This is a genomic window from Gemmobacter sp. LW-1 (assembly GCF_001303875.1).
GTDB lineage: Bacteria > Pseudomonadota > Alphaproteobacteria > Rhodobacterales > Rhodobacteraceae > Gemmobacter > Gemmobacter caeni.
The window spans coordinates 106,374-120,300 of sequence record NZ_LJSC01000058.1 but is presented as its reverse complement, the minus strand read 5'-3'; the positions used below and the strand labels follow the sequence as shown (position 1 = coordinate 120,300).

The 13,927-nt window shown below is 63.7% G+C and carries 13 protein-coding genes and 1 pseudogene; 6 read left to right on the top strand and 8 right to left on the bottom strand.

Going from position 1 to position 13,927, the window contains the following annotated elements; genetic code table 11:
- From AO684_RS22080 to AO684_RS18480, 7 genes and pseudogenes are all read right to left on the bottom strand, one after another.
- Nucleotides 1-762: pseudogene (locus AO684_RS22080) on the bottom strand (hypothetical protein); the annotation flags it as partial.
- A gap of 232 nt (nucleotides 763-994) precedes the next feature.
- The gene (locus AO684_RS18505) at nucleotides 995-1,993 is read right to left on the bottom strand and encodes an ABC transporter ATP-binding protein (RefSeq protein ID WP_054304210.1); all 999 of its coding nucleotides are present in this window, start codon (nucleotides 1,991-1,993) and stop codon (nucleotides 995-997) included.
- Nucleotides 1,994-2,004: 11 nt separating this feature from the next.
- Nucleotides 2,005-3,027 carry a Gfo/Idh/MocA family protein gene (locus tag AO684_RS18500; protein WP_200907833.1) on the bottom strand — a complete coding sequence of 341 codons (1,023 nt, stop codon included), beginning with the start codon at nucleotides 3,025-3,027 and terminating at the stop codon, nucleotides 2,005-2,007.
- On the bottom strand, nucleotides 3,024-3,863 hold the full coding sequence (locus tag AO684_RS18495; RefSeq protein ID WP_054304209.1) for a carbohydrate ABC transporter permease: 840 nt from the start codon (nucleotides 3,861-3,863) through the stop codon (nucleotides 3,024-3,026). Before AO684_RS18495 ends, AO684_RS18500 begins: the two co-directional genes overlap by 4 nt.
- A 10-nt stretch (nucleotides 3,864-3,873) precedes the next feature.
- Nucleotides 3,874-4,794: a carbohydrate ABC transporter permease gene (locus tag AO684_RS18490; protein ID WP_054304208.1), complete on the bottom strand. Its 921-nt coding sequence runs from the start codon at nucleotides 4,792-4,794 to the stop codon at nucleotides 3,874-3,876.
- Nucleotides 4,795-4,876: 82 nt separating this feature from the next.
- Nucleotides 4,877-6,133 (bottom strand): ABC transporter substrate-binding protein, encoded by a 1,257-nt coding sequence (locus AO684_RS18485; protein WP_200907832.1) that lies wholly within the window; start codon nucleotides 6,131-6,133, stop codon nucleotides 4,877-4,879.
- A gap of 42 nt (nucleotides 6,134-6,175) precedes the next feature.
- Nucleotides 6,176-7,060, bottom strand: coding sequence for an N-acetylmuramic acid 6-phosphate etherase (locus AO684_RS18480; protein ID WP_054304206.1), 885 nt, complete (start codon nucleotides 7,058-7,060; stop codon nucleotides 6,176-6,178).
- Between the two features lie 154 nt (nucleotides 7,061-7,214).
- Here AO684_RS18480 and AO684_RS18475 point away from each other — a divergent pair, with 154 nt between their 5' ends.
- The 4 genes from AO684_RS18475 to nagA are packed head-to-tail and all read left to right on the top strand — an operon-like array spanning nucleotide 7,215 to nucleotide 10,964.
- Complete coding sequence (locus tag AO684_RS18475) at nucleotides 7,215-8,045, top strand: BadF/BadG/BcrA/BcrD ATPase family protein (RefSeq protein ID WP_054304205.1); 831 nt, start codon at nucleotides 7,215-7,217, stop codon at nucleotides 8,043-8,045.
- Complete coding sequence (locus AO684_RS18470) at nucleotides 8,045-8,815, top strand: GntR family transcriptional regulator (RefSeq protein ID WP_054304204.1); 771 nt, start codon at nucleotides 8,045-8,047, stop codon at nucleotides 8,813-8,815. The genes AO684_RS18475 and AO684_RS18470 overlap by 1 nt, the downstream gene beginning before the upstream one ends.
- Nucleotides 8,812-9,837, top strand: a complete 1,026-nt coding sequence (locus tag AO684_RS18465; protein WP_054304203.1) for an SIS domain-containing protein — start codon at nucleotides 8,812-8,814, stop codon at nucleotides 9,835-9,837. Before AO684_RS18470 ends, AO684_RS18465 begins: the two co-directional genes overlap by 4 nt.
- Nucleotides 9,837-10,964 carry an N-acetylglucosamine-6-phosphate deacetylase gene (nagA, locus tag AO684_RS18460; RefSeq protein ID WP_054304202.1) on the top strand — a complete coding sequence of 376 codons (1,128 nt, stop codon included), beginning with the start codon at nucleotides 9,837-9,839 and terminating at the stop codon, nucleotides 10,962-10,964. Before AO684_RS18465 ends, nagA begins: the two co-directional genes overlap by 1 nt.
- Here the strand turns inward: nagA and AO684_RS18455 are convergent.
- Nucleotides 10,961-11,947 carry a glycosyltransferase gene (locus tag AO684_RS18455; RefSeq protein ID WP_054304201.1) on the bottom strand — a complete coding sequence of 329 codons (987 nt, stop codon included), beginning with the start codon at nucleotides 11,945-11,947 and terminating at the stop codon, nucleotides 10,961-10,963. The two genes, nagA and AO684_RS18455, sit on opposite strands and share 4 nt — an antisense overlap.
- A 122-nt stretch (nucleotides 11,948-12,069) precedes the next feature.
- Between AO684_RS18455 and hslV the strand changes: the two genes are divergently transcribed.
- Both hslV and hslU read left to right on the top strand, forming a co-directional pair.
- The gene (gene hslV, locus AO684_RS18450) at nucleotides 12,070-12,627 is read left to right on the top strand and encodes an ATP-dependent protease subunit HslV (protein ID WP_054304200.1); all 558 of its coding nucleotides are present in this window, start codon (nucleotides 12,070-12,072) and stop codon (nucleotides 12,625-12,627) included.
- A complete protein-coding gene (gene hslU, locus AO684_RS18445; protein WP_054304199.1) occupies nucleotides 12,624-13,922 on the top strand; it encodes an ATP-dependent protease ATPase subunit HslU in 1,299 nt (432 codons plus the stop codon). Before hslV ends, hslU begins: the two co-directional genes overlap by 4 nt.
- Nucleotides 13,923-13,927: the final 5 nt, after the last annotated feature.

Sequence of the window (13,927 nt, the reverse complement as noted above, 5' to 3'; positions counted from 1 at the left end):
TCCGTCGCCGTCGCCGTCACCATCTCCGTCGCCGTCGCCGTCACCATCTCCGTCGCCGTCACCATCTCCGTCGCCGTCGCCGTCGCCGTCACCATCTCCGTCGCCGTCGCCGTCACCATCTCCGTCGCCGTCGCCGTCACCATCTCCGTCGCCGTCGCCGTCGCCGTCGCCGTCACCATCTCCGTCGCCGTCGCCGTCACCATCTCCGTCGCCGGCGCCGTCAGTGCCATTACCGCCACCGCCGCCCAGAAGGGCAGCGCCACCGATCAGACCGGCCGCAAGCGCGCCTGCGCCAAGGCCACCACCAAGCAGGCCGGGGGCCAGGAAGCCCATACCAGCCGGCTCGTCGCTGACCATTTCAGCAGCGGCATAGTTGTCGGCTTCCGCAAAACGGATGTCGTCGAGGGTGGAAAACTTGTTCCAGGCGTCGACCGGGCCATAGCTGGCATAGATCACGCCATTTGCGCCGCTGTCTTGCAGCAGCACTTCGCTGACTTCACCATCAGCCGAAAGGTAAAGCCGGTTCACCCGGCCCGGGTCTGCATCGAAGAACCCGGCGAGGTCGACCGTCTGGCCATCCACCAGTTTCACGATCAGATCGGCGCCCTTGCGCTCGTATCCTACGACGCTGGAATGCGCGAGGTGCAACGAGACCTGCTCGCCGGACCCTACCTGAATGAAATTGCTTCCACTTCCACCTGCCGTGCCCTGCACGACACCGCCCGCAGAATTGCGGACAGCGAACTTAATCGCTTGCACCATTTTACTGCTCCGCCTCAAATCCGGGATAATGCCCGGATGATGGGTTATGGCCCCGTTATCGGGGTCCGATTGCCACCATCAATACGCGCGGACCGGCACAATTTCTAGGGGGCAGAAATGGTTGTGCCGCATTTTCTTCCAATTTCCCCATATTCTGGCCACATTTGTTGCTTCGGAGACCAGATAAGCCTTCAGAAAATCCAGAGCCTATATATAGAGGGAACTGGAAGGACTAATACAATCTCTGGCCATCTTCATCGAAGAAGAACAGTTTATTCTCGTCATAGTTGAGCGAGATTTCCTCATCCACCGCGAACTCATGTTCCCCAAACAGCCGGATGGTGATCAGACCATGTGTCGGATTGACCACATAAACCAGAGTTTCGCCGCCCAGTTTTTCGAGGTGGCTGACTTTCGCCACCAGCTTCCCGGCACCGCGATCCAGCGTCAGATGCTCAGGCCGGACACCGACAGTTGCCGCCCGCAGGCCCAGCGCCTCGCCGTTCAGGAAGTTCATCTGGGGCGAACCGATGAAACCCGCGACGAAGGTATTCGCCGGATTGTTGTAAAGCTCCATCGGGGCACCGACCTGCTCGACCCGGCCTGCCCGCAGAACAACGATCCGGTCGGCCAGAGTCATCGCCTCGACCTGATCATGCGTCACATAGATCATGGTCGCGCCAAGATCGCGGTGCAGCCGGGCAATCTCGATCCGGGTCTGCACCCGCAGCGCGGCATCAAGGTTCGACAAGGGCTCGTCGAACAGGAACAGCTTGGGCCGCCGCACGATGGCCCGGCCGATGGCAACCCGCTGGCGCTGCCCGCCCGAAAGCTCCGCCGGGCGCCGCTCCATCAGGGCATCCAGCGACAGCATGGCAGCGGCCTTGTCGGTTGCCTGCGCAATTTCGGCCTTCGGTACCCCGGCCTGCTTCAGCGCCAGACCCATGTTGTCGCGCACGGTCAGATGCGGGTAAAGCGCATAGCTCTGGAACACCATGGCGATCTCGCGCTTCGCGGGCGCCACATCGTTGACCCGCCGCCCGTCAATCATCACATCGCCGGAGCTTACATCCTCCAGCCCTGCGATCATCCGCAGCAGGGTGGATTTACCGCAACCGGACGGGCCGACGAAGACGCAAAACTCGCCATCGTTCACCGTCAGATCGACACCCTTGATGACATCGGTCGCGCCGAAGGATTTCGTCACTTTGGTCAGATTGAGCGTTCCCACAGGGCGGTTCCTTACAGTTTCACGGGATGGCCGGTGCGCACGCTTTCATCCGCCGCAAGGCAGATGGCGAGCGACCGGACGGCATCGGTCATATGGCGGCCAAGGTCGAGGTCTTCGCGGATCGCCCGCGCGACGAAAGCCTGTTCGCGGTCGCAAAGCGCCTGATGGCCGGGTTCATCGGTCATGTTCAGGTCTTCATCCCCCTGCCCCACGCGATGAATGCGCAGAGTGGAGGTCTTGGTATGTGTGTCGATATTATCTGACCGCGCGCTTTCGGGCATACGGATCGAAACGGCACCGCGCGGGCTGACGACATCCTTCACGAAGAAGGCGGTGTCGCTCATCATCGGGCCCCAGCCGGCCTCGTACCAGCCGCAGGAGCCATCGGCGAACAGCACCTGAAAATGGCCGTAGTTATACATCTCCGGCGCAATCTCGTCCGACAGCCGCAGCCCCATCCCCCGCACCTCCACCGGCGCGGCATCGGTGATCTGGCACATCACGTCGACGTAATGCACCCCGCAATCCACGATGGGCGGCGTGGTCTGCATCAGCGCCTTGTGAACCTCCCAGGTCGGGCCGGAGGATTGCTGGTTCAGGTTCAGACGGAACACATAGGGCCCGCCCAGATCGCGCGCTTCCGCGATCAGCCGTTGCCAGCTTGGGTGGTGGCGCAGGATATAGCCCACCACCAGCTTGCGGTTCAGTCGCGTGGCGGTCGCCACCACTCGTTCGGCATCGGCCACCGTCGTCGCCAGCGGCTTTTCGACAAAGACATGCGCGCCCGCCTCCATCGCCGCCACGGCGTAATCGGCGTGGCTGTCGGAATAGGTGGCCACACAAACCAGATCGGGCTTCAGCCGCTCCAGCGCCTCGGCATAATCATGGCTCAGCGGATAGCTGCGCAACGCCTCGGGCAGATCCGGCACCGAGCGGTTCACCAGCCCGACAATCTGAAAGGCAGGGTCATTATGATAGGCAAGCGCATGGCTTTGCCCCATGTTTCCAAGGCCGGCAACAAGAATCCGGATCATTTCACTGCCCCCGCTGTGATGCCGCGGATCAGCTGCCGCGAGAAGATCAGATACAGAACAAGCACCGGCACGATGGCGAGGCTCAGCGCCGCCAGCACCGCGTTCCAGTTGGTGACGAACTGCCCGATGAACACCTGGCTGCCCAGCGTGATGGTCTTCGTCGCCTCGGACGGCGCCAGGATCAGCGGGAACCACAGGTCATTCCAGATCGGGATGAGGGTAAACACCGCCACCGTTGCCATGGCGGGCCGGACCAGCGGCAACACCAGCCGGAAGAAGATCGTGTATTCGCTGAGGCCATCAATGCGCCCGGCATTCTTCAGATCGGCGGAGACATTGCGCATGAACTCCGACAGGATGAACACCGCCAGCGGCAGGCCCTGCGCAGTATAGACAAGGATCAGCGCCGTCAGCGTATTCACCAACCCGCTTGCCACCATCATTTGCAGGATCGCCACGGTGCCCAGCCGGATCGGGATCATGATGCCCAGCGCCAGATACAGCCCCATCAGCAGATTGCCGCGGAACCTGTATTCCGACAGGGCAAAGGCCGCCATCGCGCCGAACATCAGCACGAAGAACAGGCTCGCCACCGTCACCGACATGGAGTTCAGGAAATATTGAAAGAAGTCGCCCTGCTTCAGCACAGTCTGATAGCCGACCAGATCGAAGGTCGCGGGTCCGGGCAGGGCCAGCGGATCGGCAAAGATCGCCTTGCGTGACTTGAAGCTGTTGATGACCGTCACGAACACCGGGAACAACGCGATGACCGTATAGGTGATCAGGATGGCATGCGCCCCGAAGGTGCGGGCGGTGGAATGGCGTGCCTGGCTCATGGCGGCCCCCTCAGAACTGATAGCGGCGCAGCCGCGTCTGGATGGCGAACAGGTAGAAACAGACGCCGACAAGGATGATCCCGAACATCGCCGTCGCAATCGTCGCCCCCATATGCGGGTCGCCCAGTTGCAACTGGAAGCCAAAGAAAGTGCGATAGAGGAACGTCCCCAGGATGTCGGTCGCAAAATTCGGTCCGGCCAGCGCGCCCTGCGCCACATAGATCAGGTCAAATGCATTGAAGTTGCCGACGAAGGTCAGGATCGAGATGATCCCGATCGACGGCAGGATCAGTGGCAGCTTGATCTTCCAGAACTGCGACCAGCCGGTCACCCCGTCCATCTCTGCCGCCTCGATCACCTCATCCGGGATCGACAGCAGCGCAGCATAGATGAGCATCATCGGAATGCCCACGAACTGCCAGACCGAAATCAGGGCCAGCGTCGTCAGCGCATATTCCTCTTTCCCCAGCCAGGGCGCGAACAGGCTCTTCAGCCCCACCGCATCCAGCATCCCCGGCGCAATCCCCCAGATCGGCGAAAGGATCAGTTTCCACACGAAGCCCACGATGACAAAGCTCAGGATCGTCGGAATGAAGATCGCCGTGCGATAGAAAGCCGAGAACCGCAACCGGGGCGAAGACAACAGCGCCGCCAGCAAGATCCCCACCGGGTTCTGCACCAGCATATGCACCAGGAAGAACCAGGCGTTGTTCGCCAGCGCGTTCCAGAACGCCCCTGACCAACGCGGATCACCGAACAATGTCGCGAAATTCGCCAGCCCCACGAAAAGCCGCGTCTTGGTTTCGTCCAGATTGAACAGCGACAGGTTCAGCGTGCCGAACAGCGGCACGATCATCAGCGCTGTATAAACCAACACCGCAGGTGCCAGAAATACCACGATATGCCAGCGAACAGGCTTCCGCTGCGCCATGACCGTCCCCTTTGCTTCTTGAAAAATACTCTCGGGGGGTCCGGGGGGCAGACAGCCCCCCGGCCTCTCCGCAAGAACAGCCTTACTTGGCCTTTTGCGGCTCGTACCAGCTGGCAAGCCCATCCTGAAGCCGCTTGGCGGCATCTTCCGGGGTCTCGGTGCCCTTGATCACATTGGCGCTGGCATTCCAGGTCTCGTTCTCAAGGTTCGGCGTGCCGCGCGACAGGATCTGGTAGGTGGACCGGATCGTCGGCTTGCAGGTCTCGCGCCAGCCCACGAACTCCTTGGCCAGCGGATCTTCCATCTCCACCGGAGTGGAATTCAGCGAGAAGAAGCCAGGCAGGGCATTTGCGTAGAGTTTCGCAAATTCGGGCGAGCCTACCCAGTCAAGGAACACTTTCGCGGCGTCAGGATGGGCCGTCTTCGCATTCATACCCAGCCCGATGTCGGTGTGATCCGAGATGTAGCAATCATCCCCGGCAGCCGGCACCGGCGGGGCAAAGGCGCCCATCTTGAATCCGGCCTGCGCGTTGAAGCCCGAGATTTCCCACGACCCGGCCGGGTAAATCGCCGCGCGGCCAAGCGTGAACAGGTTCTGGCTGTCCGGGTAGGTCTGCGCCTCGAACCCGTCACCCAGATAGTCCTTCCATTTCGCCAGCTGGCGATAGGGTGCGACCCAGGCCTCATCCGTCAGCTTCTGGGTGCCTGCGATCAGCGCCTTGCGGCCTTCCTCGCCCTTCCAGTAGTTCGGACCGATGTTCTGATAGCCCATGGTCGCAGCTTCCCACTGGTCATTGGTGCCCATCGCCATCGGGATATAGGTGCCGTCTGCCTTGATCTTGTCGAGCGCGGCAAAGAACTCGGCCTCGGTCTTGGGCACTTCGATACCCAGTTCGGCGAAAGCATCGGCATTGTAGATGAAGCCGTGGATCACCGATGCCATCGGCACACAGAACGTGGCCGCGCCGTCATCCGTCTGCCAGGCCGATTTCGCCACATCCGAGAAATTCGCCATCGAGGCGAGACCCGAAAGGTCGGCAAGCTGACCCTTGTTGTAAAGCTCCAGCGATGCGTCGAAGGGGCGGCAGGTGATCAGGTCGCCCGCCGAACCGGCATCCAGCTTCGAGTTCAGGACAGCATTGTATTCCGCCGGGGCGGAAGGGGCAAAGACCACCTTGATACCCGGATTGGCCGCCTCGAAAGCCGGAATGATGGTATCCTGCCAGATCGACAGGTCATCGTTGCGCCAGCTTTCGATGGTCAGCGTGACATCCTCGGCCTGCGCCGCCCCTGAGAGCATGGTGCTCGCCAGCAGCGCGAAACGCATGGTTCTTTTCATCGTCATCTCCCTGATGCGGGCCTTGTTCCGGCCCTGTGGCTGTTATCGTTCAAGTAGTTCGGCCAGATGCCCGCCGCTGCGATCCAGCGCGACCTGCGCCTCCGCGGGCGACAGGCCCTGCGCAACCAGGATCGCGGGCTTCACCGCGCCTTCAGTCTGTGACAATGCGGCGTCAGCCTCTGCCCGGCTGACCCGTGCGACCGCCGCGACGATGCGCGCCGCACGATCGAGCAGCTTGGCATTGTCGGCGATCACATTGACCATATAGCCGTCGTGCACATGGCCAAGGCGCAGCCCGATCAGCACCGACACCATGTTCAGCGCCGCTTTCTGCGCCGTTCCTGCCCCCATCCGGGTGGAACCGGAAACAACCTCGGCCCCGGTTTCCAGCAGGACCGGCAGATCCGCCCGCGCCAGCAGCGCAGAACCTGCGACATTGGCAAAGCCCGCCACCGTCACCCCGCGCGCCTGCGCGGCCTCGGCCAGCGTCAGCGCGTAGGGCGTCGTGCCCGACGCCGACAGGACCAGCAGCACATCGCCCGCGCCAAGGCGCGAGGTCTCAAGATCCGCCAATGCAAGCGCCGGATCATCCTCGACCGCGCCCGTCATATGCAGCAGCGCAGCGGCCCCCCCGGCAAACATCATCGGCGTGCGATCCGGCGACAGGCCGAATGTTCCCGCAAGCTCCAGGCAATCCGCAAGCGCCATCAACCCGGAGCTGCCCGCCCCGCCATAGCCCAGGCGCCCGCCCCGACGCAGCGATTCAGCCCCGGCGTCAGCCACACGTTCCAGCGCGGCAAGCGCCGGACGCACCGCCGCAAGTGCCGCGACCTGCGCATCCAGAAGCAGGGCAAGCACCTCATCCGCCGGGCGCGCGTGCAGCCCTTCGGATTGTGTATGACGTGCTTCGGTGCTGCGTATTGCCATGTGATTCCCCCTTGCCTCTGGATAATGCCAAACCAATACCAATTGTAAAGAACAATCTTCAATCTTACAGAAATCCCTTGTTTTTCAGAGATGTGAACTTTCCCCTTTTCATTTGGTATTGTTTTGGTATTTTATATGCAGCGTGAGGAGCAGCATGGTCGTCTTTCTGGGAATCGATGGTGGCGGCACCGGATGTCGCGCGGCTGTAGCCGATAGCGCGGGCACCATTCTGGGGCTGGGCGCGGCCGGGCCTGCGAATGTGAACACCGACGTCACCGGCACCTTTGCCAATATCATGACGGCCACCAGACAGGCCCTGTCCGGCCACACCATTGCGGAAACCGATCTTGTGGCCGTGCTGGGGCTGGCGGGCGCGAATATCAGCGCGGCAGTGGATCACCTGCACCAGATGCTGCCCTTCGCCCGCACCCGCATCGTCACAGATGCCGTGACCGCAGCCCGCGGCGCTTTGGGTGGGGCGGATGGGATCGTCGCGGCTATGGGCACCGGATCGGTTTTTGCCGTCCAGCGTGCGGGCGTTATGCGGCAGTTTGGCGGACGGGGTTTTGTTCTGGGCGATCAGGGCAGCGGCGCCGTTCTGGGCCGCACCCTGCTGGCCGAAGCCCTGCGCGCCGATGACGGCTTTGCCCCGATGACACCACTTCTGGTCGAAGTCCTTGGCGAATTTGGCGGGATCGAGGGAATCATAACTTTCGGCTTTCGCGCCAAACCCGCAGAATTTGCCGCCCTCGCCCCCCGCATCGTGCAAAGCGACGATCCGGCAGCCCGGCGCATTTTCGAAGACGCGGTGAAAGAAGTGCGCGGCATCGTTGAAACGCTTCAGGCGGGGGACAGGCTGCCGCTTGTATTTCTGGGTGGCCTCGGACCGTCTTATGCCCGACACCTCGGCGAACTGTGGGAAATCCGCGCACCACTCGGCTCGGGTCTGGACGGGGCGGTGCGACTGGCACTGGAGGAGGCGTGATGGATCACCTGTTTTCTCCCGAGGGGTTTGACGATACCGGCGCCGGGCCGCTCTATGTGCAGTTGCATCGCCGGATTGCCGAGGCCATCGCCTCGGGGCGCCTGAAACCGGGTGACAGCCTGCCCGCCGAACGCGAGATGGCGGCCATGACTGGCCTGTCCCGCGTCACAGTGCGCAAGGGCGTGGAGGCGCTGGTCGCTTCGGGCCAACTGGTTCAGCGGCGCGGTTCTGGCACTTTCGTCGCGCCGAAGGTCGAAAAACTGGAACAGGCGCTGTCGCTGCTGACATCATTTACCGAGGATATGCGGCGACGCGGGCTGAATTCGGAATCGCGCTGGCTGTCGCGCGCCCTGCACAACCCCTCGCCAGAAGAGGTCATGGCGCTGGGTCTCGCGGCCGATGAACGTGTGGCCCGGCTGGAACGGGTGCGCAGCAGCGACGGCCTGCCGCTGGCCATCGAACGCGCCTCGCTGCCGCAGGCGATCCTGCCCGAACCGGAGCGGGTGACGACCTCACTTTATGCCGAATTGCAGGCACGCGGCCTGCGCCCGGTGCGTGCCGTGCAACGCATTTCCGCTGTCAACGTGACACCCCGTGACGCCGAACTTCTGGACGTGCCCGCCGGGGTCGCCGGGCTGCGGATCGAGCGGATTTCCTACCTGCCCGGTGGCAAGGTGGTGGAATTCACCCGCTCTCTTTATCGCGGCGATGCCTATGACTTCGCCGTGGAACTGAAACTTGCCCCCGAGGGCGAAAGGAAAGCCGAATGACCGACAGCCACATGGCCCGCGAAGTGGCCGAAATCCCCGAAGCGGCGGCCCGGTTTCTGGAACGGTCGCGCATTGCCGTGGTCGCGGCGGCGGCGGCACTGCGCCGCACTGATCCCGGCCTGATCGCCACCGTCGCACGGGGCTCGTCCGATCATGCGGCAACCTACCTGAAATATGCGATCGAGCTGGAGGCGGGCATTCCCGTCGCCTCGGTCGGGCCGTCGGTCGCCTCGATCTACAAGCGCCCGCTGAAGCTGCGGCAGGCGGCCTGTATCGGGATTTCGCAGTCGGGCCGCAGCCCGGACATCGTGGAAATGATGCGCGCGGCGGGCGAAGGCGGAGCGCTGTCCATCGCCATCACCAATTACGCCGACAGTCCGATGGCGCAGGCCTCGGCCCATTGCCTGCCCTTGCAGGCGGGCGAAGAGAAAAGTGTGGCCGCCACCAAGACTTTCATCACCAGCGTGCTGGCCGGGCTCGCACTGCTGGCGGAATGGCGCGAGGATGAGGCGCTGCGCGCAGCGGTCGCCGGGCTGCCAGAGGCGCTGTCCCGCGCCGTGACGCTGGACTGGTCACCGCTGTCGGCGCGGTTGGCACGGGCGAACTCGGCCTTCGTGCTGGGCCGGGGGCCGGGGTTCGCCGTGGCCAGCGAGGCAGCGCTGAAGTTCAAGGAAACCTCGGGCATCCACGCCGAAGCCTATAGCGCGGCGGAGGTGCTGCATGGCCCCGCCGCCATCGTGCAGGCCCAGTTTCCGGTTCTGGCGCTGGGGGTCGAGGATGCCGCTCTGCCGCAACTGACGGCGACCGCCGCACGGCTGGCAGCGCAGGGCGCCGATGTTTTCGTGACCGGCGCCGAGGTCGAGGGCGCGACCACGCTGCCATCGGTCGACGGGCTGCATCCGCTGGTGGCACCTCTGGTGCTGATCGCGGGGTTCTACGCCTTCGTCGAGGGGCTGGCCCGCCGTCGCGGCTTTGACCCCGACACCCCGCCGCATCTGCGCAAGGTGACGGAGACAGTCTGATGCGGCAGGTTCTGACGGGGGCCCGGATTTTTGACGGACAAAGCTTTCGGAAAAATGCAGCGCTGGTGATCGAAGGCGACCGGATCGCCGCGCTGATCCCGGCGGACACGGCACCCGCTGATACCCGCCGGATCGAGGGGACCATCGCACCCGCGTTTCTGGACCTTCAGGTCAACGGCGGCGGCGGGCATCTGGTGGGCTCGGAAACCACGGTCGAGGGGCTGCGTCAGGTTTGCGCGGCGCATCTGCGGTTGGGGGCCGCAGGGGTATTGCCCACGCTGATCACCGATACCGCCGAAACCACCGCCCGCGTGATTGGGGCAGGCATTGCCGCAGCGGAGGCCCGGATGCCCGGCTTTCTGGGCCTGCACCTGGAAGGTCCGCATCTGGACCCGCGCCGCAAGGGCGCGCATGACCCCGCGCTGATCCGGCCGATGGAGGCGCAAGACCTCGCGCGCCTCTGCGAGGCCGCGCGGCGCTTGCCCGTTCTGATGGTGACGCTGGCCCCCGAAAGCGTGACGCTGGACCAGATTACGGCACTGGCCGATGCGGGCGTGATCGTCAGCCTTGGCCACAGCGATTGCAGCTATGACACCGCACGGGCAGGCTTTGCTGCCGGAGCGGGCTGCGCCACGCATCTGTTCAACGCCATGAGCCAGATCGGAAACCGCGCACCGGGTCTGGCCGGGGCCATCCTTGATGGTGATGCTTTCGCAGGGCTGATTGCCGATGGGATCCATGTCCATCCGGCGGTGATGCGCATGGCGTTGGCGGCGCGACGCGAGGGGATTTTCCTCGTGACCGATTGCATGGCCTTCGCGGGCACAGACGCCACTGAAATGCTGCTGAACGGACGCCGCGTGCTGCGCCGGGACGGGCGGCTGACGCTGGAGGATGGCACGCTCGCCGGGGCCGACCTCACACTGGCCGAGGCGATCCGTATTCTCATCCGCGATGTTGGGATCCCACCCGAACGCGCCTTGCGCATGGCCAGCGCGGAACCCGCGCGCCTGCTGGGCCTGCAAGACCGCTACGGCGCAATCGCTCCGGGGCGGGCGGCGGATCTCGTGGTACTTGGACCGGATGGCAGCCTGACAGCCACCTGTCACGGCGGCGTCTGGCTTTAGACGCCCCGCCGCCGCATCTCGGCCAGCAGGTCATCAAGGCGCCAGCCGACGCGGCCGGTCAACCCGTCGCGCACCGCCCAGCCCAGAAGCCGCAGGAACGTGCGGCGGTTTTCACCCTGTGCCATGCCCCGCAACAGCCACTTCGGCAGCACCACCGCCAGCGCGGGCCAGAACCACAGGCCCGCCGCCTGTTTGTAAAGCAAAAGCAGGTTGCGGTGATAGAAATAGGTCTTCCAGACCGGGGTGAACTGGCCTTTCGCACCGATGGTCGAGCAATCATGCTCGAACCGGATGCCGGGGAAGAAGCCGATCCGCCCGCCTGCCCGGCTGATCGCCATGGAATAAAGCCCGTCCTCGGCATAGACGAACAGCCGCCCGTCGGGGAAGCCGGCAAGGCCGATGGCCCGGCGCGACAGAAAGAGACCGACGAAAGACCCGCCATCCACCGGCGTGGGCGCGTCTTTCTCATAATCCGCATCCGTCAGGTGAAAGGCCGCCCGTCCCCCGCCCGCCATGGTGCGCAGGAAGATCGAAGGGTGCCAGAACGGGTTGAGCACCGGCCGGTTCATGCCGCAAACCCGCCCGTCGGGATAATAGACCGCCGCAGCCACTGCATCCCAGCCGCTTTTGTCCGTTTCCAGAAACGCCGTAAGTGCGCCTGGCTCTGGCCGTGCATCGTCGTCCATCACCACAATCCAGTCAGGATCGCAGGTGGCAACCGCATGGCGCAGCCCGGCCTCGAACCCGCCTGCCCCGCCAAGATTTTCCGCCATTTCCAGAACATCCAGCCGCGCATCCGGCTGCGCCGCCAGCCATTCGCGCGAGCCATCGGTCGAACCGTTGTCGACCACGATCAAACGGTCCAGTGGCCCGGCCAGAAGCCGTTCCACCGTCCGGGTGATCTGAGCAAAACGGTTGAAGGTCACCACAACGGCACACAAACCATTGCCGGGCGTCCTGTATTCCACGTCCAACTGATACATCTCCGCGCGCAGGGCGTTTGCCTGCCACTAGCACAGATCACCCGGATGTAAAGATTGCAGAACCGGCACCGGGGTTGTGGCCGCCCCGCCCCGGCGCCATATTGCCGGCAGGAGGATGCGCAATGGCAGACGACAAGTTTCCCGGCTGGCACGGAACCACCATTCTGGCCGTCCGGCGCGGCGGCGAGGTGGTGGTGGCGGGCGACGGACAGGTGAGCCTGGGCCAGACCGTTATCAAGGGCACGGCCCGCAAGGTGCGCAGGCTGTCGCCTGGCGGGCGCGATGTGGTCTGCGGCTTCGCCGGATCAACCGCCGATGCCTTCACCCTGCTGGAGCGGCTGGAGAAGAAGCTGGAAACCGCACCGGGTCAGCTGGCGCGTGCCTGCGTCGATCTGGCGAAAGACTGGCGGATGGACAAATACCTCCGCAATCTGGAGGCCATGCTGATCGTGACGGACGGTGCGGACCTGTTTGTCATCACCGGCGCAGGTGACGTGCTGGAGCCGGAGCATGACATCGCCGCCATCGGATCAGGCGGCAACTTCGCGCTCGCCGCCGCGCGCGGGCTGATGCAGACCGATTTCGACGCCGAAACCATCGCCCGCAAGGCCATGGCCATCGCAGCGGACATCTGCGTTTACACGAATGGAAATCTGACGGTGGAGCGGATCGCGAAATGACCAACCTCACTCCGCGCGAGATCGTCTCGGAACTGGATCGTTTCATCATCGGGCAGGCCGATGCCAAGCGTGCGGTTGCCGTTGCGCTGCGCAACCGCTGGCGGCGCAAACAGTTGGGCGACGACCTGCGCGACGAGGTTTACCCCAAGAACATCCTGATGATCGGCCCCACCGGCGTCGGCAAGACCGAGATCAGCCGCCGTCTGGCCCGGCTGGCCCGCGCGCCCTTCCTCAAGGTCGAGGCGACGAAGTTTACCGAAGTGGGCTATGTGGGCCGCGATGTGGACAGCATCATCCGCGATCTGGTGGATGCGGCGATGATCGAAACGCGCGAGCGGATGCGCGAGGATGTGAAGGCCCGCGCGCTCAAGGCCGCCGAGGATCGGGTGATCGAGGCCATCGCCGGCAAGGACGCCCGTGAACAGACACGCGAGATGTTCCGCAAGAAGCTCAAGTCCGGTGAGCTGGATCAGACCATGATCGAGCTGGATGTGGCCGACAGCGCCCCTTTCCCGATGATGATGGGCGGTGGCAACGGCATGGAAATGCAGATGCAGGGCCTGCAAGACCTGTTCAAAGCCTTCGGTAGCCGCACTACCCGCAAGAAAATGACCGTGGCGGACAGCTATGACATTCTGCTGGGGCAGGAGGCTGACAAACTGCTGGATGACGAGGCGGTCAAGGCCGCTGCGTTGGAAGCGGTGCAGGAAAACGGCATCGTCTTTCTGGATGAGATCGACAAGATCTGCGCCCGCGCCGATGCCCGTGGCGCCGATGTCAGCCGGGAAGGTGTGCAGCGCGACCTGCTGCCGCTGATCGAGGGCACGACGGTTTCCACCAAATACGGCCCTGTAAAAACCGACCATATCCTGTTCATCGCTTCGGGTGCCTTCCATGTGGCCAAACCCTCGGATCTGCTGCCGGAATTGCAGGGTCGTCTGCCGATCCGGGTAGAATTGCAGGCGCTGACCGAGGGCGATTTTGTTCGCATCCTGACCGAGACGGACAATGCGCTGACCCGTCAGTATGCCGCACTGATGGCCACGGAAGAGGTGACGGTCAGCTTTACCGAAGACGGGATCGCCGCGCTGGCCCGGATTGCGGCCGACGTGAACCGCAGCGTCGAGAATATCGGCGCGCGGCGGCTTTACACCATTCTGGAACGCGTTTTCGAAGAACTGTCCTTCACCGCCCCGGACCGCGCTGGTGAAACGGTTGTGGTTGACGGTGCCTTTGTTGAACAGAATGTGGGGGCGCTGGCGAAATCCGCCGATCTGAGCCGTTACGTCCTCTGATCCCT

What these genes read in the sequence shown, in the direction of transcription:
- AO684_RS18500 (WP_200907833.1), bottom strand. Translation starts at nt 3,027, where the DNA reads ATGATCCGGATTCTTGTTGCCGGCCTTGGAAACATGGGGCAAAGCCAT.
- AO684_RS18495 (WP_054304209.1), bottom strand. Translation starts at nt 3,863, where the DNA reads ATGAGCCAGGCACGCCATTCCACCGCCCGCACCTTCGGGGCGCATGCC.
- AO684_RS18490 (WP_054304208.1), bottom strand. Translation starts at nt 4,794, where the DNA reads ATGGCGCAGCGGAAGCCTGTTCGCTGGCATATCGTGGTATTTCTGGCA.
- AO684_RS18485 (WP_200907832.1), bottom strand. Translation starts at nt 6,133, where the DNA reads ATGAAAAGAACCATGCGTTTCGCGCTGCTGGCGAGCACCATGCTCTCA.
- AO684_RS18480 (WP_054304206.1), bottom strand. Translation starts at nt 7,060, where the DNA reads ATGGCAATACGCAGCACCGAAGCACGTCATACACAATCCGAAGGGCTG.
- AO684_RS18475 (WP_054304205.1), top strand. Translation starts at nt 7,215, where the DNA reads ATGGTCGTCTTTCTGGGAATCGATGGTGGCGGCACCGGATGTCGCGCG.
- AO684_RS18470 (WP_054304204.1), top strand. Translation starts at nt 8,045, where the DNA reads ATGGATCACCTGTTTTCTCCCGAGGGGTTTGACGATACCGGCGCCGGG.
- AO684_RS18465 (WP_054304203.1), top strand. Translation starts at nt 8,812, where the DNA reads ATGACCGACAGCCACATGGCCCGCGAAGTGGCCGAAATCCCCGAAGCG.
- nagA (WP_054304202.1), top strand. Translation starts at nt 9,837, where the DNA reads ATGCGGCAGGTTCTGACGGGGGCCCGGATTTTTGACGGACAAAGCTTT.
- AO684_RS18455 (WP_054304201.1), bottom strand. Translation starts at nt 11,947, where the DNA reads ATGTATCAGTTGGACGTGGAATACAGGACGCCCGGCAATGGTTTGTGT.
- hslV (WP_054304200.1), top strand. Translation starts at nt 12,070, where the DNA reads ATGGCAGACGACAAGTTTCCCGGCTGGCACGGAACCACCATTCTGGCC.
- hslU (WP_054304199.1), top strand. Translation starts at nt 12,624, where the DNA reads ATGACCAACCTCACTCCGCGCGAGATCGTCTCGGAACTGGATCGTTTC.